The organism is Pseudomonas sp. fls2-241-TYG-175 (assembly GCF_030209155.1).
GTDB classification, from domain to species: Bacteria; Pseudomonadota; Gammaproteobacteria; order Pseudomonadales; family Pseudomonadaceae; genus Aquipseudomonas; species Aquipseudomonas viridiflava.
Genome location: NZ_JARVSO010000006.1, coordinates 125,799 through 147,946, shown reverse-complemented (window position 1 = coordinate 147,946; position 22,148 = coordinate 125,799). Strand labels below are relative to the sequence as shown.

Annotated in this window: 18 protein-coding genes; 13 read left to right on the top strand and 5 right to left on the bottom strand. The window is 59.6% G+C overall.

Annotated elements, in window-relative coordinates; all coding sequences use genetic code 11:
* Positions 1–8: 8 nt before the first annotated feature.
* From QRN20_RS06605 to QRN20_RS06580, 6 genes are all read left to right on the top strand, one after another.
* Positions 9–2,126 carry an EAL domain-containing response regulator gene (locus QRN20_RS06605; RefSeq protein WP_058432820.1) on the top strand — a complete coding sequence of 706 codons (2,118 nt, stop codon included), beginning with the start codon at positions 9–11 and terminating at the stop codon, positions 2,124–2,126.
* Between the two features lie 298 nt (positions 2,127–2,424).
* On the top strand, positions 2,425–2,808 hold the full coding sequence (gcvH, locus tag QRN20_RS06600; protein ID WP_004887998.1) for a glycine cleavage system protein GcvH: 384 nt from the start codon (positions 2,425–2,427) through the stop codon (positions 2,806–2,808).
* Positions 2,809–2,818: 10 nt separating this feature from the next.
* A complete protein-coding gene (gcvP, locus tag QRN20_RS06595; protein WP_122466323.1) occupies positions 2,819–5,683 on the top strand; it encodes an aminomethyl-transferring glycine dehydrogenase in 2,865 nt (954 codons plus the stop codon).
* A gap of 74 nt (positions 5,684–5,757) precedes the next feature.
* On the top strand, positions 5,758–6,882 hold the full coding sequence (gcvT, locus tag QRN20_RS06590; protein ID WP_122606697.1) for a glycine cleavage system aminomethyltransferase GcvT: 1,125 nt from the start codon (positions 5,758–5,760) through the stop codon (positions 6,880–6,882).
* A 392-nt stretch (positions 6,883–7,274) separates the two neighbouring features.
* The gene (locus QRN20_RS06585; protein ID WP_004887993.1) at positions 7,275–7,487 is read left to right on the top strand and encodes a cold-shock protein; all 213 of its coding nucleotides are present in this window, start codon (positions 7,275–7,277) and stop codon (positions 7,485–7,487) included.
* A gap of 85 nt (positions 7,488–7,572) precedes the next feature.
* Positions 7,573–8,058 carry an RDD family protein gene (locus QRN20_RS06580; protein ID WP_004887992.1) on the top strand — a complete coding sequence of 162 codons (486 nt, stop codon included), beginning with the start codon at positions 7,573–7,575 and terminating at the stop codon, positions 8,056–8,058.
* A gap of 57 nt (positions 8,059–8,115) precedes the next feature.
* Here QRN20_RS06580 and lptG read toward each other — a convergent pair whose 3' ends face one another.
* Positions 8,116–9,177, bottom strand: coding sequence for an LPS export ABC transporter permease LptG (gene lptG, locus QRN20_RS06575; protein ID WP_058432817.1), 1,062 nt, complete (start codon positions 9,175–9,177; stop codon positions 8,116–8,118).
* Positions 9,170–10,291 carry an LPS export ABC transporter permease LptF gene (gene lptF / locus QRN20_RS06570; protein ID WP_029241862.1) on the bottom strand — a complete coding sequence of 374 codons (1,122 nt, stop codon included), beginning with the start codon at positions 10,289–10,291 and terminating at the stop codon, positions 9,170–9,172. Before lptF ends, lptG begins: the two co-directional genes overlap by 8 nt.
* Positions 10,292–10,609: 318 nt before the next feature.
* Here lptF and QRN20_RS06565 point away from each other — a divergent pair, with 318 nt between their 5' ends.
* Genes QRN20_RS06565 through QRN20_RS06555 form a run of 3 tightly spaced genes read left to right on the top strand, consistent with a single transcriptional unit; the run spans position 10,610 to position 13,043 of the window.
* Positions 10,610–12,100 (top strand): leucyl aminopeptidase, encoded by a 1,491-nt coding sequence (locus QRN20_RS06565; RefSeq protein WP_029241861.1) that lies wholly within the window; start codon positions 10,610–10,612, stop codon positions 12,098–12,100.
* 57 nt (positions 12,101–12,157) lie between these two features.
* Positions 12,158–12,586 (top strand): DNA polymerase III subunit chi, encoded by a 429-nt coding sequence (locus tag QRN20_RS06560; protein ID WP_088235860.1) that lies wholly within the window; start codon positions 12,158–12,160, stop codon positions 12,584–12,586.
* Between the two features lie 7 nt (positions 12,587–12,593).
* Positions 12,594–13,043 carry a hypothetical protein gene (locus tag QRN20_RS06555; protein WP_058433068.1) on the top strand — a complete coding sequence of 150 codons (450 nt, stop codon included), beginning with the start codon at positions 12,594–12,596 and terminating at the stop codon, positions 13,041–13,043.
* A gap of 43 nt (positions 13,044–13,086) precedes the next feature.
* On the opposite strand, the gene QRN20_RS06550 is transcribed toward QRN20_RS06555, so the two are convergent.
* Positions 13,087–14,187: an RHS repeat-associated core domain-containing protein gene (locus tag QRN20_RS06550; RefSeq protein ID WP_088235862.1), complete on the bottom strand. Its 1,101-nt coding sequence runs from the start codon at positions 14,185–14,187 to the stop codon at positions 13,087–13,089.
* A gap of 181 nt (positions 14,188–14,368) precedes the next feature.
* Here QRN20_RS06550 and QRN20_RS06545 point away from each other — a divergent pair, with 181 nt between their 5' ends.
* Both QRN20_RS06545 and rlmF read left to right on the top strand, forming a co-directional pair.
* Positions 14,369–17,215 carry a valine--tRNA ligase gene (locus tag QRN20_RS06545; protein ID WP_122606699.1) on the top strand — a complete coding sequence of 949 codons (2,847 nt, stop codon included), beginning with the start codon at positions 14,369–14,371 and terminating at the stop codon, positions 17,213–17,215.
* 164 nt (positions 17,216–17,379) lie between these two features.
* The gene (rlmF, locus tag QRN20_RS06540; protein WP_122606701.1) at positions 17,380–18,393 is read left to right on the top strand and encodes a 23S rRNA (adenine(1618)-N(6))-methyltransferase RlmF; all 1,014 of its coding nucleotides are present in this window, start codon (positions 17,380–17,382) and stop codon (positions 18,391–18,393) included.
* A gap of 617 nt (positions 18,394–19,010) precedes the next feature.
* Here the strand turns inward: rlmF and QRN20_RS06535 are convergent.
* Complete coding sequence (locus QRN20_RS06535) at positions 19,011–19,292, bottom strand: HU family DNA-binding protein (protein WP_004882926.1); 282 nt, start codon at positions 19,290–19,292, stop codon at positions 19,011–19,013.
* A 394-nt stretch (positions 19,293–19,686) separates the two neighbouring features.
* Here QRN20_RS06535 and yejK point away from each other — a divergent pair, with 394 nt between their 5' ends.
* Both yejK and QRN20_RS06525 read left to right on the top strand, forming a co-directional pair.
* Positions 19,687–20,688 (top strand): nucleoid-associated protein YejK, encoded by a 1,002-nt coding sequence (gene yejK, locus QRN20_RS06530; RefSeq protein ID WP_004882927.1) that lies wholly within the window; start codon positions 19,687–19,689, stop codon positions 20,686–20,688.
* Positions 20,689–20,693: 5 nt separating this feature from the next.
* The gene (locus QRN20_RS06525) at positions 20,694–21,044 is read left to right on the top strand and encodes a glutaredoxin family protein (RefSeq protein WP_088235866.1); all 351 of its coding nucleotides are present in this window, start codon (positions 20,694–20,696) and stop codon (positions 21,042–21,044) included.
* A gap of 140 nt (positions 21,045–21,184) precedes the next feature.
* Here the strand turns inward: QRN20_RS06525 and QRN20_RS06520 are convergent, their stop codons facing one another.
* Complete coding sequence (locus QRN20_RS06520) at positions 21,185–22,117, bottom strand: glutathione S-transferase family protein (RefSeq protein ID WP_122606705.1); 933 nt, start codon at positions 22,115–22,117, stop codon at positions 21,185–21,187.
* Between the last annotated feature and the right edge of the window lie 31 nt (positions 22,118–22,148).

The window sequence follows — 22,148 nt, the reverse complement described above, 5'->3', positions numbered from 1 at the left end:
TGCTCGTCATGCCCGAAACCAACGCAACGATATTGATCGTCGATGACGACGTCCATGTACGCGATCTGCTCGAAGTGCTCCTGCAGAATCAGCAGTATCGGACGCAGACGGCGGAATCTGGCGAACAGGCGCTGGAGATGGTCGAGAAGCATGCGCCTGACCTGATCCTGCTGGACATCATGATGCCGGGCATGGACGGCTACGAAGTGGCCAGTCGGCTGAAGTCCGGGAAGACCACTTCCAATATCCCGATCATCATGCTGTCGGCACTCGACGAGCGCAGCGCGCGCATTTCCGGGCTGGAAGCGGGCGCCGAGGAATACCTCAACAAACCGGTGGACAGTGCCGAGCTGTGGCTGCGGGTACGCAACCTGCTGCGGCTCAAATCGTTCGGCGACTACATGAAAGACCACAATCTGATCCTCGAGGATCAGTTGCAGCAGCGGACCATTGACCTGGAGCGCTTTCGCTCGGTGATGGACGCCTCGGACGATGCGATTTTCCTCATCAACCGCAACACCATGAGCCTGATCGAATTCAATCGGCGAGCCTGCCAGTTGCTGGGGTATACCGCAGACGAGTTGCAGCGCAAGACGCCTGCGGAACTGGGCGACAGCTCCATGGAACAGCTGGAAGTGGTCTACGACCAGATCATTGCCGGCAATGGCCCGAGCGAACCACTGGAAACCATGATCCGCGACAAGAGCGGTCGGGATGTGTCAGTGGAAATCCATCGCCAGGCCTATCAGGCGGGCAACGACTGGATCATCGTCGGCATCGTGCACGACATCACCCGGCGCAAGGAATCCGATCAGCGTCTGCTGAAAATGGCTCACTACGACAGCCTGACCGGCCTGCCCAACCGCGACCTGTTTTACACCAGCCTGCAGATGGGTCTGACCCAGGCCGCCGTCAGCCGCTGGAAGCTGGCGGTGATGACCGTCAACCTGGACGGCTTCAAGAACATCAACGAAACCTGGGGCCACGTGCTCGGTGATCAGACCCTGCTCGAAGTCAGCAAACGTCTGGCGCGGTGCCTGAATGCCAGTGACACGCTGGGCAGGGTGGACGGCGATGAGTTCGCGCTGATTCTGATGATCCGCGAAGGTCAGGCCGATACTCACCAGATACTGGAGCGCATCCGCACCACCTTGCGCACGCCCTTCCAGATCGAAGACCAGCGGGTGGTGATGACCGCCAGTATCGGCGTCGCGCTGTTCCCCGAGGACGGCGAGGACGCCCGTGAACTGGTGCGCCACGCTTACACGGCCATGAACAACGCCAAGAAGAAAGGGGTGGATGGCTATCGGTTCTACACCGCCCAGATGAACACCGAAGTCTCGGAGCGTCTGGACCTTGAAAACGCACTGCGTGAGGCCGTCCAGCAACGCGCTTTCGAAATCGCCTACCAGCCCAAGGTCAGCCTGGAAGACGGCAGCATCTGCGGACTTGAAGCCCTGCTGCGCTGGCCGCGCCCGGATCAACCCAGAATATCGCCCGCCGTGTTTGTACCGGTGCTGGAAAGCCTGGCGCTGATCGGTGAGGTGGGCAGCTGGATGATCGACAGCGTCTGCGCCCAGATTGCCCTGTGGCAACGTTCAGGACTGGGATCGTTTCAAGTGGCGGTCAACGTCTCCGGCCAGCAGATCGAGGGCAGCGGCCTGATTACTGACATCGGTCAGGCCCTTGAACGGCATCAGGTCGACCCAAAGTGGCTGGAGGTCGAGCTGACGGAAAGTTCGCTGATGGAGAACACTTCGCACACCATCACGACCTTGCAAACCCTCAAGAACATGGGCGTGAGAATTTCCATCGATGACTTCGGCACAGGCTACTCGAGCCTGGCTTACCTGCGCCGGTTCCCCATCGACAAGCTGAAAATCGATATTGCCTTCATCCGCGAAGTGACCAGCAACCCGCAGGACGCTGCCATTGCTCGAGCGATCATCGAGTTGGCGCACAGCCTGGATCTGAAAGTTATTGCAGAAGGTGTTGAGACCCCTGAGCAACGAGCCTTCCTGACCGAGAACCACTGCGATCAGATTCAAGGCTATCTGGTCAGCAAACCGTTGCCGTTGGACGAACTCGAACTCTATTTGCGGTCGCGTCAGGGTGTGCCTGCATAACGGAAAATCGACTGTTGCAGAGGACAACCGTCAGGCAGGCATCTTTCGTAATGAAATCATTCCATTGTAATGATTTCATTCCAGCAAGGGCTGACCCTGTGCAATCAAGGCCCTGATCGGAAGGGATTTTTCTGGAACGCAGTGACTGTAGCGATTTCGCTACACCTGCTGATTTCAAGGACGATCACAAAACGCTTAAACCATTGATTCAAAAAGATAAATACAAAGTGGCAACGATATTGCTTTGCTTCAGGGATAACGTCGCGCCCAGCGCGAGAATCTGTCCCGAGGAGTTTTTATGAGCGAGTTGCGCTTCACTGTCGATCACGAATGGCTGCGTGCCGAAGACGATGGCAGTGTTACGGTCGGCATCACACCCTACGCGCAGGAATCGCTTGGGGATGTGGTATTCGTACAGCTCCCGGAACTGCAGGCCTACACTCAACACGCCGAAGTGTCGGTCGTGGAGTCGGTAAAAGCCGCAAGCAGCATCAACATGCCGCTGGACGGTGAAGTGGTCGATGTCAATTCGGCCCTCGACGCCACGCCGGAACTGGTCAACGAAGACGCCCTCGGCGCCGGCTGGTTCTTCCGCTTCATTCCGCAAGATGCCAACGCCATCCACGGCCTGCTGAATCAGGACGCTTACGACCGCCTGATCAAAGCCAACGCCGAAGCCTGAGGAGCGAGCCATGACAGACCGTATTCAACTGAGCACCGCCAACGAATTCATCGCTCGCCACATAGGCCCGCGCGCCGACGACGAGCAAGCCATGCTGCAAACTCTGGGTTTCGATTCCATCGAAGCGCTGAGCGAAAGCGTGATCCCCGAGAGCATCAAGGGCACCAGCGTCCTCAATCTGCCAGCCGGGCAAAGCGAAGCCGACGCACTGGCCTCGATCAAGGCCATCGCCAGCAAGAACCAGCTGTTCAAGACCTACATCGGTCAGGGTTACTACAACACCCACACACCCGCGCCAATCCTGCGCAACCTGCTGGAAAACCCGGCCTGGTACACAGCCTACACGCCGTATCAGCCAGAAATCTCCCAGGGTCGTCTGGAGTCGTTGCTCAATTTCCAGACCCTGATCAGCGACCTCACCGGCCTGCCGATTGCCAACGCCTCGCTGCTGGACGAAGCCACCGCTGCTGCCGAAGCCATGACCTTCTGCAAACGCCTGAGCAAGAACAAGGGCAGCCAGCAATTTTTTGCTTCCAGCCACTGCCATCCGCAGACCCTCGACGTGCTGCGCACCCGTGCCGAGCCGTTGGGCATCACCGTTGTCGTGGCGGATGAAGCGGAACTGGGTGACGTGAGCGACTACTTCGGCGCTCTGCTGCAATACCCGGCCAGCAATGGTGACGTGTTCGACTACCGTGAGCTGGTCGAGCGCTTCCACGCCGCCAATGCACTGGTCGCCGTCGCCGCTGACCTGCTGGCCCTGACCTTGCTGACGCCTCCGGGCGAGTTCGGCGCGGACGTGGCCATCGGTACCGCCCAACGCTTCGGCGTGCCGCTGGGCTTCGGCGGCCCGCATGCCGCCTACTTTTCGACCCGCGATGCCTTCAAGCGTGACATGCCGGGCCGTCTGGTCGGCGTGTCGGTGGACCGTCATGGCAAGCAGGCCCTGCGTCTGGCGATGCAGACCCGCGAGCAACATATCCGCCGCGAGAAAGCCACCAGCAACATCTGCACCGCGCAAGTGCTGCTGGCCAATATCGCCAGCATGTACGCCGTTTACCACGGACCGCGCGGCCTGACGCAGATCGCCAACCGTGTGCATCACCTGACCGCAATTTTCGCCGACGGCATGAAACAGCTGGGCTACACGATCGAGCAGGAATACTTTTTCGACAGCCTGACCGTGCAGACCGGTAGCAAAACCGCTGCCCTGCACACTGCGGCCCGTGCCCAGCACATCAATCTGCGCGAAATCACCGATTCACACCTGGGTCTGTCGTTCGACGAAACCACCTCGCCGTCCGCCATTGAAACGCTGTGGTCGATTTTCGCAACTGACGGCCAGAGCGTGCCGGACTTCGCCGAGCTGTCGGACAATGTCCAGCCGCGCCTGCCTGCTGCGCTGACACGTCAATCGGCGATCCTCAGCCACCCGGTGTTCAACCGTTATCATTCGGAAACCGAGCTGATGCGCTACCTGCGCAAGCTGGCCGACAAGGATCTGGCACTGGACCGCACCATGATCCCGCTGGGCTCGTGCACCATGAAACTCAACGCCGCCAGTGAAATGATCCCGGTCACCTGGGCCGAGTTCGGCAACCTGCACCCGTTCGCACCTGCCGAACAGAGTGCGGGTTATCAGCAACTGACCGACGAACTGGAAGCCATGCTCTGCGCGGCGACCGGCTACGACGCCATTTCGCTGCAGCCAAATGCCGGTTCGCAGGGCGAATACGCCGGCCTGCTGGCGATTCGTGCCTATCACCAGAGCCGTGGCGATGAACACCGTGACATCTGCCTGATCCCGTCCTCGGCTCACGGCACCAACCCTGCCACCGCCAACATGGCAGGCATGCGCGTGGTGGTGACAGCCTGCGACGCACGCGGCAACGTCGACATCGAAGACCTGCGCGCCAAAGCCCTGCAACACCGCGACCAGTTGGCCGCGCTGATGATCACCTACCCGTCCACCCACGGCGTGTTCGAGGAAGGCATTCGCGAAATCTGCAGCATCGTTCATGACAATGGCGGCCAGGTGTATATCGACGGCGCCAACATGAACGCCATGGTCGGCCTCTGCGCTCCGGGCAAGTTCGGCGGTGACGTCTCGCACCTGAACCTGCACAAGACCTTCTGTATTCCGCACGGCGGCGGCGGTCCGGGCGTCGGCCCGATCGGCGTGAAATCCCACCTCGCGCCCTTCATGCCGGGCCACGCTCGCATGGAACGCAAGGAAGGCGCGGTCTGCGCAGCGCCGTTCGGCAGCGCCAGCATCCTGCCGATCACCTGGATGTACATCCGCATGATGGGCGGCGAAGGCCTCAAGCGCGCCTCGCAATTGGCGATCCTCAACGCCAACTACATTTCCCGCCGTCTGGAAGATCATTACCCGGTGCTTTACACCGGCAGCAACGGTCTGGTCGCGCACGAGTGCATTCTGGATCTGCGTCCTATCAAGGACAGCAGCGGCATCAGCGTCGATGACGTCGCCAAGCGCCTGATCGACTTCGGCTTCCACGCCCCGACCATGTCGTTCCCGGTGGCCGGCACGTTGATGATCGAGCCGACCGAAAGCGAATCCCGCGAAGAGCTGGACCGCTTCTGCGACGCCATGATCAAGATCCGCGAAGAAATCCGCGCAGTGGAAAACGGCACGCTGGACAAGGACGACAACCCGCTGAAGAACGCCCCGCACACCGCCGCCGAAATCGTCGGTCAGTGGACGCATCCCTACAGCCGCGAACAGGCGGTGTACCCGGTTGCGTCGCTGATCGAGAACAAGTACTGGCCACCGGTCGGCCGCGTGGACAACGTATTCGGTGACCGCAATCTGGTCTGCGCCTGCCCGTCCATCGAGAGTTATCAGGAAGCCTGATCACTCATGCCCGCACACTGCCCGCGCTGACGGGCAGTGTTGTCCCGCACGGCCCGTTCTACAAGGAATCGAACATGTCCACAGAATCCCTGCTGACTACTCCGCTGCACGCTTTGCACCGAGAACTGGGCGCAAAGATGGTGCCGTTCGCCGGTTACGGCATGCCTGTGCAATACCCGGCAGGCGTCATGAAGGAACACTTGCACACCCGCGCTCAGGCCGGTCTGTTCGATGTATCGCACATGGGACAGATTCGCCTAACAGGTGCCGATGCCGCCAAGGCGCTGGAAACCCTCGTCCCCGTGGACATCGTCGACCTGCCGGTCGGCATGCAGCGCTACGCAATGTTCACCAACGAAACCGGTGGCATTCTTGATGACCTGATGGTCGCCAACCTGGGCAACGAACAGCTGATGCTGGTGGTCAACGCCGCCTGCAAGGATCAGGACCTCGCTCATCTGTGCAAACATCTGGCCGGTCACTGCAAGATCGAACCCCTGTTCGAGGAACGCGCCCTGCTCGCCCTGCAAGGCCCTGCGGCGGTGACGGTATTGGCACGACTGGCCCCTGAAGTGGCAACCATGACCTTCATGCAGTTCGCCACCGTCAAGCTGATGGGTGTGACGTGCTACGTCAGTCGCTCGGGTTATACCGGCGAAGACGGTTATGAAATCTCGGTGCCTTCCGACAAGGCTGAAGCCTTGGCCCGCCGCCTTCTGGAAGAACCCGAGGTTGCCCCCATCGGCCTCGGCGCGCGCGACTCGCTGCGTCTGGAAGCCGGTCTGTGCCTCTACGGGCACGACATGAACACCGACACATCGCCGATTGAGGCCAGTCTGCTGTGGGCCATTTCCAAGGTCCGCCGTGCTGACGGCCCACGCGCTGGTGGTTTCCCGGGCGCCGAGCAGATTTTCGCCCAACAGCAGGCCGGGGTAGACAAAAAACGTGTCGGCCTGGTGCCACAGGAACGCACGCCGGTGCGCGAAGGCACACACATTGTCGATGCAGAGGACACCGTGATCGGTACAGTCTGCAGTGGGGGTTTCGGCCCGAGCCTGGGCGGTCCGTTGGCCATGGCCTATCTCGACAGCCGGTACACCGCCCTGGACACCCCCGTCTGGGCGATGGTGCGCGGCAAGAAGGTTCCGATGCTCGTCGCAAAAATGCCTTTTGTTGCACAGCGTTACTTCCGCGGCTAAATGCAGGCGTCAAAAGACAGCCACTATAAAAGTGTATCAGGCACTGTTTGCGCACCCTCTTTCGGGGGTGCGTACGACTGTCTGGATGGCTCGGAAATGCACCGACGAAGTGCAGAAAAACGCTGCAAAACATTTACTGCACTGATTCAGGGAAACAGTGCCCTGCAGGCTTCAACCCCCTGCAAACAGGGTGTCAAGCGGGGGCTTGTTTTTGTAACGAGACTTGGCGTAGAGTTTCTGAACTGTGTTTGCATAGGTCGCTGAATCGGGACCTGGGCAGTAGCTTTAGGTTTGCTACACCCGCTCTACGCTTCTTACTTCCTGCAACCAGCCCCAGTACTCTTTCATCTGAAAGGGACTGTCATCAATTCAAGCGTCAAGGAAATAAGAAAATGGCTGAACGTCAGAGCGGTACCGTCAAGTGGTTCAACGACGAGAAGGGTTTTGGTTTTATCACTCCAGAAAGCGGTGCGGATCTGTTCGTGCATTTCCGCGCTATTCAGGGTAACGGCTTCAAGAGCCTGAAAGAAGGCCAGAAAGTCACCTTCATCGCAGTGCAAGGCCAAAAAGGCATGCAGGCTGACGAAGTCCAAGCCGAAGGCTAAGCGAAACCCGAAAGCCTCTGGCAGCAATGTCAGAGGCTTTTTTGCAGGTCAAGTCGCGACAATCATCGTGATCGAGAGCCGCCAGATGCCCCGACACGTACTCCGGCCACAGGGCGATTTCCCGCCTGCAAGCCTCCCCCGCCGTCTGGCTGCCATCAGCTACGACGCACTGCTCATCCTCGCACTGCAACTCATTACAACATTCCTCTACAAGCTGTCGCAGATGGCCTTTATCGGCGAAGCACGCCTGCGCGAACTGTCCGAGTCTGGCGCACTGGATGGCGATCCGCTACTTTCGTCACTTCTGCTGGTGGTAACGTTCGCCTTTTTCGCGAAGTTCTGGACGTACGCTGGTCAGACCCTCGGCATGCAGGTGTGGGGCATACGCGTACAGAACGCTGACGGCACTGCCATTTCCCTGATGCAGGCGTTGCTGCGCTTTTTCAGCGCGATTGTGTCCTGGCTGTGCGTCGGGCTCGGTTTCATCTGGAGCCTGTATGACAAACAGCGTCTGACCTGGCATGACCGCTTCTCCGGCACCCGGCTGGTGCGAATCCCCAGGCGCACGTAAAAACAGTCGCCCACAAAAAAGCCGACATCGCGTCGGCTTTTTCGATGCTGCGGCTCGTCAACCGGCGCGGCGCAGTAACCACAGACCAGCGATGGCACAGGCCGTTGCCGGAACCAGTACCGCCAGGAACGGCGGAAAGCCGAACACCAGACTGGACGGCCCCAGCAGGTCCTGCACGATGCGGAACGTGAAGCCCACCAGCACACCCGTGAACACACGCTGACCGAGCGTGACCGAACGCAGCGGACCGAAGATGAACGAGATCGCCATCAGCACCAGCGCCACGGTCACGAACGGCTGCAAGACCTTGGTCCAGAACGCCAGCCAGTAACGGCCGTTGCTCAGGCCCTGATCAGCCAGATAGTGCGAATAGCTCCACAGACCGGTGATCGACAACGACTCCGGCGGCATGACCACGGTGCTCAGCAACTGCGGGCTCAGGGAAACGTCCCAGCGCTCGATCGGCGTATTGACGACCTCGGTCTTGCCTTCACGGAAGTACGTGGTAGCGACGTCGCTCAGCTCCCAGTAGTCCGTCTTGAAATTAGCCTGACGGGCGAAGCTCGCGGTCAGCATGTGACGCTGGTCGTCGAAACGGTAGCGCGTCACACCGTACATCAACCCATTGGGCTGGACCGTGTTGATGTGGATGAACTCGTCACCCTGACGATGCCACAGGCCGTGCTTGGCGCTCTGTGAATCGCCGGTGCCCTGCGCCAGCGAGCGATTGGCCTGAGCCTGATTCTCGGCGTAAGGCGCAACGTATTCGCCCACCAGTACACCGGCCACCATCAGGAACAACATGGGTTTCATGACGGCCCAGACGATGCGGCCGATGGAAACACCTGCCGCCCGCATGATGGTCAGCTCGCTGCTGCTGGCCAGACTGCCCAGACCAATCAGACAGCCGATCAGTGCTGCCATCGGCAGCATGTCGTAGACACGTCGTGGCGCGGTCAGCAACACGAAGCTGCTGGCATCCATCAGCGTATAGCTGTCCGAGATATCGCCCATTTCGTCGATGAACGCGAACAGCGAAGCGAGTCCCAGAATGATCCCCAGTACCGCGAGGATCGCCATGAAAACGCTTTTACCGATGTACCGATCGAGCTTAACCACGAGCCACCTCCGCAACGCTACGGCGACTCGCCATCTTCAGCCTCATCGGCTCCCAATAGAACAACCCCAGACCGATCAGCAGGAACAGACCGTGGACCCACCACATGCCAAGCGCCAGCGGCAGCTTGCCCTTCTCCAGCGCACCGCGGACTGCGATGAGGATGGTCAGGTACGACATGTAAAGCAGAATGGCGGGCAATAATTTCAGATAACGGCCCTGACGCGGGTTCACCCGAGCCAGCGGCACAGCCATCAGGGTCACGATGAAGACCAGAATCGGCAGCGAGATGCGCCACTGCAGCTCGGCGACATATCGTGGCGTGTCATTGCCGAAAAGTTCGCCGCTGGGAATCGCTTCACGATCACTGACATCGTTACTGATATCCGGCTTGGGCAGCTGTGCGCCGTAAGTGTCGTACTTGATGGCACGATAATCGGCCTGGCCCGGATTACCGTCGTAACGGTAGCCGTTTTCCAGAATCAGGAAGCGACTGCCGTCGGGCCGTACTTCCTGACGTCCCTTCTCGGCCACCAGAACCGTAATGCCACGGTCTTTGCTCTTGTCCGTGGACATCCGTTTTTCGGAGATGAAGACCCCGCTCAGCGTGGTGCGGTCTTCCGTCATTTCCTGGGTGTAGGTGATACGCGTACCGTCACGCAGCGCCTGAAAACGGCCCGGCACCAGCGTATCGAACTCGGTCATGGCGTCCTGCTTGTTGATGAGCAGCGAGAACTGCGTAGCCCCCTGGGGTGCAAGGCTGAAACTCAGCCAGGCCACCAGAAGTGCCACCAGCGCAGCCGGGGCCATGGTGATAGCCAGCAGACGCTGCTGACTCATGCCGGTGGCGGCAAGCACCGTCATCTCGCTTTCCAGATACAGACGACCATAGGCCAGCAGGATGCCGAGAAACAGCCCCAGAGGCAGAATCAGCTGCAGGAACCCTGGCAGGCGGAAGCCCATGATCATGAACAGCACACTCGGATCCAGTGCGCCAGAGGCGGCCTGGGCCAGGTATTTGATGAAGCGTCCGCTCATGATGATGACCAACAGCACAGCACTGACTGCGCTCAGGGTAACCAACACTTCTCGGGACAGATAACGAAAGACAATCAAACCAGACACTCCAGAGTTGTCAGGCTCAGGCAGCCAAACAAGGAAAATTGTGAGCCACGGCAACCGGATATTCACGCCCGCATAAACACGGGCCACCCAAAAATATGCGGCATTATCCTGTGAATGTACGTTTCTGTCACTGCGCACTCGGGATAGTTCGTACAGACACAGTCGACAAGCGGCCTTACGGGGTTGTCAGCAGTCATGCGCCGGGGTCAAACTGCGAGACTTGTCGCAGGCATTGTCCTTGAAAAGACCGCCGTTATGCCGCGTACCTTATTCGTATAGCGAATCTCATCGCTCAGCCGGGGACCCCACATGGAATTGGTTGTTAAAAGCGTAAGCCCAGAAACCTTGAAGACCGCAACGCTGGTTGTCACCGTGAGTGAGAACCGTGTGCTGGGCAATGCCGCACAGAACATCGATACCCTCAGCGGCGGTGCCATCGCAGCCGTTCTCAAACGCGGCGATCTGGCAGGCAAGGTCGGCCAGAGCCTGCTGCTGCACAACCTGCCGAACCTGAAAGCCGAACGCGTGCTGCTGGTCGGCGTCGGTAAAGAAGCCGAACTGTCCGATCGCCAGCTCAAGAAAATCGTGAGTGGCGTGCTTTCGACCCTCAAGGGTCTGGGCGGCACCGATGCGACGCTGGTTCTGGACGATCTGTCGGTCAAGAATCGCGACACCTACGGCAAGGCTCGCCTGCTGGTCGAAGCCCTGGCGGACGGCGAATACGTATTCGACCGCTTCAAGACCCAGAAAGCCGAAGTCCGCGCGCTGAAGAAAATCACCCTGCTGACCGCCAAGGTCAGCGTCGCCGATGTCGAGCGCGCCGCCACCCACGCTCAGGCAATCGCCACTGGCATGGCCCTGACCCGCGATCTGGGCAACCTGCCACCGAACATCTGCCATCCGACCTACCTGGGCGAAGAAGCCAAGGCGCTGGGCAAGGCACACAAGAATCTGAAAGTGGAAGTCCACGACGAGAAGAAACTCGCCGAACTGGGCATGGGCTCGTTCCTGGCCGTGGCGCAGGGCAGCGCCCAGCCACCACGCCTGATCGTCATGAACTATCAGGGCGGCAAGAAAAGCGACAAGCCGTTCGTGCTGGTCGGTAAAGGCATCACCTTCGACACCGGCGGCATCAGCATCAAGCCGGCGGCCGGCATGGACGAGATGAAGTTCGACATGTGTGGCGCCGCCAGCGTGTTCGGCACCCTGCGCGCCGTGCTGGAACTGAAGCTGCCGATCAATCTGGTCTGCATCCTGGCCTGCGCCGAGAACATGCCGAGCGGCACGGCGACCCGCCCGGGCGACATCGTGACCACCATGAGCGGCCAGACTGTCGAAATCCTCAACACTGACGCCGAAGGCCGTCTGGTGCTGTGCGACGCGCTGACCTATGCCGAACGCTTCAAGCCGCAGGCCGTGATCGACATCGCGACCCTGACCGGCGCCTGCGTGGTTGCACTGGGTGGCCACACCTCCGGTCTGCTGGGCAACAACGACGCGCTGATCAATCAACTGCTCGACGCGGGCAAACTGGCTGACGATCGCGCCTGGCAATTGCCGTTGTTCGACGAGTATCAGGAGCAACTGGACAGCCCGTTCGCCGACATCGCCAATATCGGCGGCCCGAAAGGCGGCACCATCACTGCAGCCTGCTTCCTGTCACGCTTCACCAAGGCGTATGACTGGGCTCACCTGGACATCGCCGGCACGGCATGGCTGAGCGGCGGCAAGGAAAAAGGCGCCACCGGCCGTCCTGTTCCCTTGCTGACCCAGTACCTGCTCGACCGCGTCGGGGCTTAAGCAAAGCGCTGCGGCGTATCGATCACTGATCGATACGCCGCACCTTGCGGAACAGACATGACCCAAGTCGATTTCTACATTCTTCCCAGCCCGGATCCGGCAGCTCGTCTGGATTTCGCCTGCAAGCTCACCGAAAAAGCCTGGCGCCTGGGCCACAAGGTCTACCTGCACTGCAGCGATGCGGCGCAACGTGCAGACCTCGATGCCCGCCTCTGGCGTTTCCGGGGCGAAGTCTTTCTGCCCCATGGCGATGCCGAGAGCGACCACGATGCACCCGTTGTCATGGGCCTGGGCGATGACGCTGGTACACATGACGACCTGCTGATCAATCTGGACCTGCGCATTCCGTCCTTCTTCAAACGCTTCGCCCGTGTGGCAGAAGTGGTTGTCGAAGACCCGGCCATACGTCTTGCCGCACGTGAGAGTTTCCGTTCTTACCGCGAACAGGGCTATCCTCCGCAGGATCACCGACTGCAGCGTCTTTGAGGACACGATGGACACTTCAAAAAAAGCTGAATCCGCGCACTTGCTGGACGACCTCGAATCGATCCGCCAACTGCTCGGCGACGACTCCCTTCAGCCCCCGCTGCTGACCGATACCGTCCACCGCGAAGGACAGATTCCTTTATTGTTCGACGTGGTCGGAACTAAAAATTCGAGTTCGCATGACGACGATGATTTCGACGAAGCGAACATCCCGACGCTGACTGCGGATTCGCCCGTGGTTGCAGAACAACCTGCCGCGCCACTGCTTCAGGCACCTGCACCGATCGAAGCATTGCCCAATCCGGACGCCCTGCTGCATCTGGATGCCGAGCTTCGTTCCGCTGCACAGCTGATCCTGCAGGACGTGATCGACGACTTCGCGCCGCACATCGAGACCGAGATCAAGCGTCGGCTCGAGGCGAGACTGGAGCGGTTGCTGGCGCAGCAGCAGAAGTAAGGTGGGCGCTCGATGTATAGCTCGGGCTCATGCCGGTATTTTGCTATCGAGGGTCAAGGTTGCGGCGTATGTCGTCTGCCAGACGCCCCAAGTCTGCTTGCTCATGAATGAGCGAGTTTTCGAGGCGGTCCAATTCACGATAGTTGCTCATTGCCCGATTAACACCCCGTAACGCAACAGCACTGTCAGCGTGACGCTGCCGATCACGAATGATCTGCGCCTCAAATGCGGAGTAACTGGCATTGGTCCGGTCTGCAACGCGATCAAGCAGTAACTGTTTTTGGTTGTGAACCCTTCCTATTTCACGACTCATCCTTTCCTGAGTGTTTACCGCCGCTCGCTCAAACCTTGCTCTATATAACGCGTTGCGCTTTAGCGCTGAAGGCAAAACACCTAGCGCCTCGCCACTCAGGTCGCCTTTAATTGTTTGTAGCGCCTGTGGAGCTTGGGTATCAACTGTGGGAATTTTTGAGACCCCCGAATTTGGCAATCCCGATGCAACCCTGGCCATCCTGGAAGACGTCCTGCTCATACTGACCAGGTCTTCTCCGCGCAGGTGCTTGAACACCTGTTCCAGAATCTCATCAGGAAAATGAGCCAGAGAAAAAATTGCAGGACTATGCCCGCTTGGGTCACTCCGGTTAACCGGATCCCCCAGACAATAGGCATAAGCGTTCAAGCCGCCCCGACCAAACGGGCTCAGGGTATCCGGCTGATTGAAACGCATCAGGACCGGATTGAAAGCTCGATAACCATTACCCAGCAAATAATGCCCGGTCACCGGATCAGCACGCTCCCCGTTGAAACCCGATACCTTAGCGCCTTGCAAGCGATGGCCATAAGGGCTGTAAACCAGCGACTGACGCTCATGCGCAGCCACAGCATGCAGCACGCTGCGCTGTGCGTCAGTCCCGAGCATGTCCACTCGTGCAGCGGAACCCTCCGTGCTGTGCTCAGCCAACAAATGGTCTCCACTTTGAAAGATGCGGCGACGCACCGCGCCTTGTATCTCGACCGTCAAACGACTCTTTTGATAGAAGCGCAACACTGAGTCTTGAGCGCCTGGGTCGACAATGGCAAGACGATCCTGCGCGTCATGGCGGTATCTACACAGTGTGCGTATGGTTTCGAGAGCATCGGTCATGGCGGCACACGCCCTGCAATCAGAGGCTGAAAACCTGATTGTTATTCCTCGCCCATCCGCTGTTAACTGACAGTTCTACGAGGAAAGCAGTCAACCAGTCGCCCAGCGCCTGTGGCTTGTCCCTTGCCCACAGGGCTATACTTGCCGGTTTCCGAATCAATGCCACAGGTTCCCGCCGCGCATGGACAAGACTTACCAGCCGCACGCCATCGAAACTTCCTGGTACCAGACCTGGGAGTCCGAGAACTACTTCGCTCCTCAAGGCGCGGGTGACTCGTACACCATCATGATCCCGCCGCCGAACGTCACCGGCAGCCTGCACATGGGCCACGGCTTCAATAACGCGATCATGGATGCCCTGATCCGTTTCCGTCGCATGCAGGGTCGCAACACCCTGTGGCAGCCGGGCACCGACCACGCCGGTATCGCCACGCAAATGCTGGTGGAGCGTCGTCTCGAAGCTCAGGGTGTGAGCCGCCATGACATCGGCCGCGAGAAGTTTCTGGACAAGATCTGGGAGTGGAAAGCCGAGTCCGGTGGCAACATCAGCCGTCAGATCCGTCGCCTGGGCTCGTCCGTTGACTGGAGCCGCGAGCGCTTCACCATGGATGACGGCCTGTCCGAGGCCGTAAAAGAAGCCTTCGTGCGCCTTCACGAAGACGGCCTGATCTATCGCGGCAAGCGTCTGGTTAACTGGGACACCAAGCTGCACACCGCCATCTCCGACCTTGAAGTGGAAAACCACGACGAGAAAGGCAATCTGTGGAACTTGCGCTACCCGCTCGCCGACGGCGCAAAAACCGCTGAAGGTCTGGACTACCTGATCGTTGCCACTACGCGCCCGGAAACCATGCTCGGTGACGCGGCTGTCGCGGTCAATCCACAGGACGAGCGTTACAAGGCGCTGATCGGCAAGTTCGTGGAACTGCCTCTGGTTGGCCGTCGCATTCCGATCATCGCCGACGATTATTGCGATCCTGAATTCGGCACCGGTTGCGTGAAGATCACCCCGGCCCACGACTTCAACGACTATGAAGTCGGCAAGCGTCACAACCTGCCGCTGCTGAACATCTTCGACAAGAACGCCGCCGTGCTGCCTGCCGCTCAGGTGTTCAACCTCGACGGCACACTGAACGACAGCGTCGACGGCACCCTGCCTGCCGAATACGCAGGTCTGGACCGCTTCGAAGCCCGCAAGCGCATTGTGGCTGCCTTCGACGCCGCAGGCCTGCTGGTCAGCGTTGACGATCACGCCCTGAAGGTCCCGAAAGGCGACCGCTCCGGCACCATCATCGAGCCGTGGCTGACCGATCAGTGGTACGTGTCCACCAAGCCACTGGCCGAGCCAGCCATCGCTGCGGTCGAAGACGGCCGCATCGCCTTCGTGCCCAAGCAGTACGAAAACATGTACTTCTCGTGGATGCGCGACATCCAGGACTGGTGCATCAGCCGTCAGCTCTGGTGGGGCCATCGCATTCCGGCCTGGTACGACGAGTCGGGCAAGGTCTATGTCGGACGCGACGAAGCCGAAGTACGTGCCAAGCACAATCTGGGGCCGGACGTTGCGCTGCAGCAGGACAACGACGTTCTCGACACCTGGTTCAGTTCGGGCCTTTGGACCTTCTCCACCCTCGGCTGGCCGGAAAAGACCGAAGCACTGAAAACCTTCCACTCCACCGACGTGCTGGTCACCGGTTTCGACATCATTTTCTTCTGGGTCGCCCGGATGATCATGCTCACCATGCACCTGGTGAAAAACGAGGACGGCACGCCGCAAGTGCCGTTCAAGACCGTCTATGTGCACGGTCTGGTGCGTGATGGCCAGGGCCAGAAGATGTCCAAGTCCAAGGGCAACGTGCTGGACCCGCTGGACATCGTTGACGGTATCGATCTGGAAACCCTGGTGCAGAAACGTACCAGCGGCCTGATGCAGCCACAACTGGCCAAGAAGATCGAGAAGCAGACCCGCCAGGAGTTCGCCGACGGCATCGCCAGCTACGGCACCGATGCCCTGCGCTTCACCTTCTGTTCGCTGGCGTCCACCGGTCGCGACATCAAGTTCGACATGGGCCGCGTCGAAGGCTATCGCAACTTCTGCAACAAGATCTGGAACGCGGCGCGCTACGTGCTCGACAAGGGCGAAGACTGCGGCCAGAACGGCGAAGCCGTCGAACTGTCCCTGGCGGATCGCTGGATCATCTCGCAGCTGCAACGCACCGAAGCCGAAGTGACCCGTCAACTCGACCAGTTCCGCTTCGACCTCGCAGCGCAAGCGCTGTATGAATTCATCTGGAACCAGTACTGCGACTGGTACCTGGAATTGTCCAAGCCTGTGCTGTGGGACGAAACCGCACCGGTCGAGCGTCAGCGCGGTACACGTCGCACTCTGGTGCGCGTACTGGAAGTTGCGCTGCGTCTGGCGCATCCGTTCATGCCGTTCATCACCGAAGAAATCTGGCAGCGCCTTGCGCCGCTGGCAGGCGTCGAAGGCAAGACCATCATGCTGCAGGCGTGGCCGGTGGCCAATGAAGCACGCATCGATCAGGCCGCCGAAGACGACATCGAGTGGCTCAAGGGCCTGATGCTGGCCGTGCGTAACATTCGTGGGGAAATGAACATCGGTCCGGGCAAGCCCCTGCAGTTGTTCCTCAAGAATGTGACCACCGAAGACCAGCGTCGCCTGAGCGAAAACGATTACCTGCTCAGGAAACTGGCCAAGCTGGAATCCATGACCGTGCTGACCTACGGTGCCGAAGCGCCATTGTCCGCGACCGCGCTGGTCGGTGACATGGAAGTGCTGGTGCCCATGGCCGGCCTGATCGACAAGGGCGCAGAGCTTGCGCGTCTGGACAAGGAAATCCAGCGCCTGCAGGGCGAAGTGCAACGCGTGGGCGGCAAGCTGTCCAATGCCGCGTTCGTCGACAAGGCGCCGCCTGAAGTCATCGCCAAGGAACGCGCCAAACTGACCGAAGCCGAACAGGCTCTGGGCAAGCTGGCAGAGCAACACGCACGTATCGCCAGTCTGTAAACGCAAGCCACCAACCTGAAAGGGCTGGTTGAGCTGAATCTGTAACAGCGCGCTTGCCCGCGCCCGCATCACGCCAGTCGAGCACCATTGGCTGAACGTACGCGGTCGCGGGCAAGCGCGTTATTACGGAACTCGGCATTCGCATCCTCAGAGCAACGCCCTCCATGACCACGTCTGAAAAACCCAAACCTCCCCGCAAAAAGCCCCAGCGCAACGTCAAGCCTGCGCCACCCCGCGAGAAAGCCACGTTGCACCCGCGCAACCGGCATCAGGGGCATTACGACTTTCCCAAGCTGATCAAGTCCAGCCCTGAGCTGGCGAAGTTCGTGATCCTCAATCCCTATGGCAAGGAAAGCATCGACTTCGCCAACCCGCAGGCCGTGCGGGTGTTCAACCGCGCACTGCTGAAGGCGTTCTACGGCATCGCCCATTGGGACATCCCGGCGGATTACCTGTGCCCGCCCATTCCGGGCCGTGCAGACTATCTGCATTTTCTGGCCGACCTGCTGGCCGAGGGCAATGGCGGCGAAATCCCGCGCGGCGCGTCCGTGAAGGCACTGGACATCGGCACCGGCGCCAACTGCATTTATCCGCTGCTTGGGCACAGTGACTATGGCTGGCACTTCGTGGGTTCGGACATCGACAGCACGGCAATCGCGGCAGCGACCACCATCGTCAAAGCCAACAACCTGCACAAGGCCATCAGCGTGCGCCTGCAGGCCAATCGCAAGCACATCCTCTCAGGGCTGCTCGACAGCGCCGAACGCTTCGACGTGAGCCTCTGCAACCCGCCCTTCCACGCTTCGCTGGAAGAAGCGCAGCGTGGCAGCCAGCGCAAGTGGCGCGCACTCGGCAAGGCCGACCCGAAACGCAAACTGCCGGTGCTCAATTTCGGAGGGCAATCCCAGGAGCTGTGGTGCGAAGGCGGCGAGATCCGCTTCGTCACTCAATTGATCCAGGAAAGCGCACTGATCCCGACTCAGGTTCTGTGGTTCAGTACGCTGGTATCCAAAGCTTCCAACCTGCCACCGATTCAAAGCGCCCTCAAGAAAGCCGGCGCGCTGGAGGTCAAGGTGGTGGAAATGGGTCAGGGGCAGAAACAGAGCCGCTTTGTGGCCTGGACCTTTCTGGACAAGGCGCAGCAGAGTGCATGGCGGCAGACCACTGCCTCGCAATGACGGAGTTACCTGCGGCTTGAGGTGCGTGGGATAGCAAGAGCGGACGCGGAGCGTCCTGGGCGTCGTTACCACGCAGGAACGTGGCGATCAGGGATACACAAGTCTGCCTCAACACTGATCGTGCCCATCGCTCCGCGTGGGCATGCCTCCCGTGACGCTCCGCGTCACAAATGGCACAGACTGCGGACTCAGTGAGCCGAGCGCATGGCTCCAGTCACCTTTTCGCCCCTCGGCGACCTACTTTGAGGGGCCAAAGTAGGCAAAGCCCGCTGCTCCGGTTCCGGCCCCGGCTTCGCCGGGGTTCCTTCGTCCTGACACTGATTCGGGGGTCGCTGCAAATGGGCCATCCATGGCCCAGTGCAGCTCAATCGGCATCCATGCCGATTGCCCCCCGAATCAGCGCCAGGACTCAGCCTTCACCCACGTCGCGATCTGCGGTGTTCTTACTACCGCGCTACAAAAGCACATGAGTGCCGCTGCCTTACTGGATAACCAGATGACTTGCATATAACGATGAGCGCAGCGGCGCGAGAACGATCAACCATGCATTCCATACACCCACAAAAAAGCCGTGCCCGGTTATCCGGTGCACGGCTTTTTCAACAGCAAGCGTATGCTTACTTGTTGATCGAGTCGGTCAGCACTTTGGCTGGTACGAACTTGACGACTTTCTTGGCAGCGATTTCGATGGCTGCGCCAGTCGAAGGGTTACGGCCAGTGCGAGCTGGACGCTCGGTGACTTTCAGCTTGCCGATGCCTGGCAGGGTGATTTCTGCGCCGTTTTCCAACTGGTCGGCAACGATTTGGCCCAATTGCTCAAGAGCATTACGCGCTGTGGTTTTTGGCGCGTCGATAGCTTCAGCGATATCGGCGATCAATTGGTCTTTAGTAAGAGCCATGGTGGTGTTCCTTCCCTATCAAATTCATTTGGATTGCAGAGCGCAACGTCGGCCAGTAGCCAGGCAATGAACCTGGCCACCCGCTAGCAGCCACGATTAATCGCGAAATGTAGATACTGAAACCGGATATTGGTTCGGCCTACGCGTACACAATCTGCATGCTTGACGCGCTAAGGTGCGCAAGACCGCGCAAAACTAGCACAGAGCCGGGTAAATATCCGCCTCTACCTATCCTTTTGGTCAGCTTTTAACAGTAATTGTGCAGTATTTAACCAGCTGCAGGGCCAGTACGGCGAAAACCAGCCCCTTCAAGGCCATTGCAGCCAAGCCTGCGTTACACTGACGACCTTGCACCGAGCTGCACGCTCTTCATCTTTTTTCAGCCGAGAAGCCCATGCCGATCCGTCATTGCATCGTCCACCTGATCGACAAGAAACCCGACGGTACGCCCGCTGTTCTCCATGCACGCGACTCCGAACTCGCTGAGTCTCAGGCCATCGAGAACATGCTGGCCGACCTCAACGAGAACTACAACGCTAAACAGGGCAAGGCATGGGGACTGTTCCACGCCGAATCCGGGGCGCACCCCTTCAGCGGCTGGCTGAAGGAATACCTGGAGGGCGGCAAGGACTTCACCGCGTTTTCCCGCGTGGCCGTGGAGCACCTGCAGAAGCTGATGGAAGAGTCCAACCTGTCGGTCGGCGGTCACGTTCTGTTCGCTCACTATCAGCAAGGCATGACCGATTACATGGCCATCGCCCTGCTGCACCACAGCGAAGGCGTAGCCGTGAATGACGAGCTGGACGTGACCCCGTCGCGTCATCTGGATCTGGGTCAGTTGCACCTCGCGGCGCGTATCAACATCTCGGAATGGCAGAACAACAAGCAATCCAAGCAGTACATCTCCTTCATCAAGGGCAAGAACGGCAAGAAGGTTTCGGAGTACTTCCGCGATTTCATCGGCTGCCAGGAAGGCGTCGACGGGCCGGGCGAAACCCGTACCCTGCTCAAGGCCTTCAGTGACTTCGTCGAAAGCGAAGATCTGCCCGAGGACTCCGCTCGCGAGAAGACCAAGACCCTGGTCGACTACGCCAGCAGCCAGAGCAAGATGGGCGAGCCGATGGGTCTTGAAGAACTGTCCGAACTGATCGATGAAGAGCGTCCGCGAGCGTTCTACGACCACATCCGCAACAAGGACTACGGCCTGTCCCCGGAGATCCCGGCGGATAAGCGCACCCTCAACCAGTTCCGCCGCTTCACCGGCCGTGCCGAAGGCCTGTCGATCAGTTTCGAGGCGCACCTGCTGGGCGACAAGATCGAGTACGACGAAACGGCAGGCACGCTGATCATCAAAGGCCTGCCGACCCAACTGACCGATCAGCTGAAGCGGCGGTAATCGACATGCTGATGCGCACGCTCAAGAAGGTCGCCCTGATCATGCTGGTGGTGGTGATCTATCAGAACTGGGGCAGGATCGAGAACTTCGTCAATCCGCCGCCTGTGAGCGTTGCGCAAAGCTACAGCCAGGCGAAGGTGGTGATGTACGCCACCGAGTGGTGCGGCTACTGCAAACAGACCCGTCGCTTTCTCGACAGCAAGGGTATTGCGTATCAGGAATACGACATCGAAAAATCCGAGGAAGGCCGCAAGGCATACGAAGCATTGGGCGGACGTGGTATTCCGCTGATCGACGTCAACGGGACGCTTATTCGCGGCTTTGCACCGGATGACATACTGGCGGCGCTGAAATAGATGCTGATCGTGCCAATGCTCCGCATGGGCACGATCGGTATGCTTGAGACCATGATCGTTCCCACGCTCCTGCGTGGTAACGCCGCCCAGGACGCTCCGCGTCCGCTCTCGAATGTGACGCGGAACGATCAGTTGCCGCTTTACCGCTTCTCGATCTTGAACCCGAGTCTCGGGAAGTGCACATGCACCACACCGGCTCGATCATCCTCGCGTCGCAGGATCAGCTCCTCAGTCCCCGCAAACACCAGCTCGCCTTCTACGCTATCAACTCCGTAGTCAGTCGCAGAGATCGCCACCTGATCGCCTGCCTTGAAGCCATTGGGGTCTACGAATGCCTCGCCAGGCAACGCCGCTGGCGTGGCATTGCGGGCGACCTCGATGGCCTCGGCCGAACTCAGGTCGCTGTGCGCGCCGTGGCCGAAGCCCAGCACGCGGCCAAGCCATGCACTGACCCCAGGGTAGTTATCCACAAACGGTGCCGTCACAGGCGTCTGCCTGAGGAACCACAGGGTGTGCGCCACGCTGAAATCGGCAATCGAAGGCTCACCGAACAGGAAGTCGCCATTGCGCGACAACTGCATCTCCAGACGCGCCATGAACGTCGGCCACTGATGTTTGGCCTGCTCGGCACTGATGCGCGTCGCGCTGCCGCCGGTGAACAGCGATGAACGATCTGCAACGAATGCCTTGGCGGCCTCGGGCGGGACCTTGGCAAAGCGCACGGCCAGCGATTCCGGCTGGAACACCAGACTCACCGCGTGCATGAACAGCACCGAATCGCCCCAGGCGGCGAGGCTGGCGACGGTAAATTCCTGACCTTCCGGGTAGAACGCCGGGGAAGCCTTTTCCTGTTCCAGACGGCGCGCCATCAGGGCTGTATCGCAATAGATATCCGCACCGATCTGCAACACTGGTGTCCTGCGATAACCGCCGGTCAGCGCCGTCAGATCAGGTTTGGGCATGATCGATGGAATGGTCACAGAACGCCAGGAAAGGCCCTTGAAACCCAGCATCAGACGGGCTTTTTCGGCAAACAACGAGGTGGGGTAATGGTGGAGAATCAACTCGGACATGTTCAGCCTCAGGGCGCGTGGAAAGCAGACA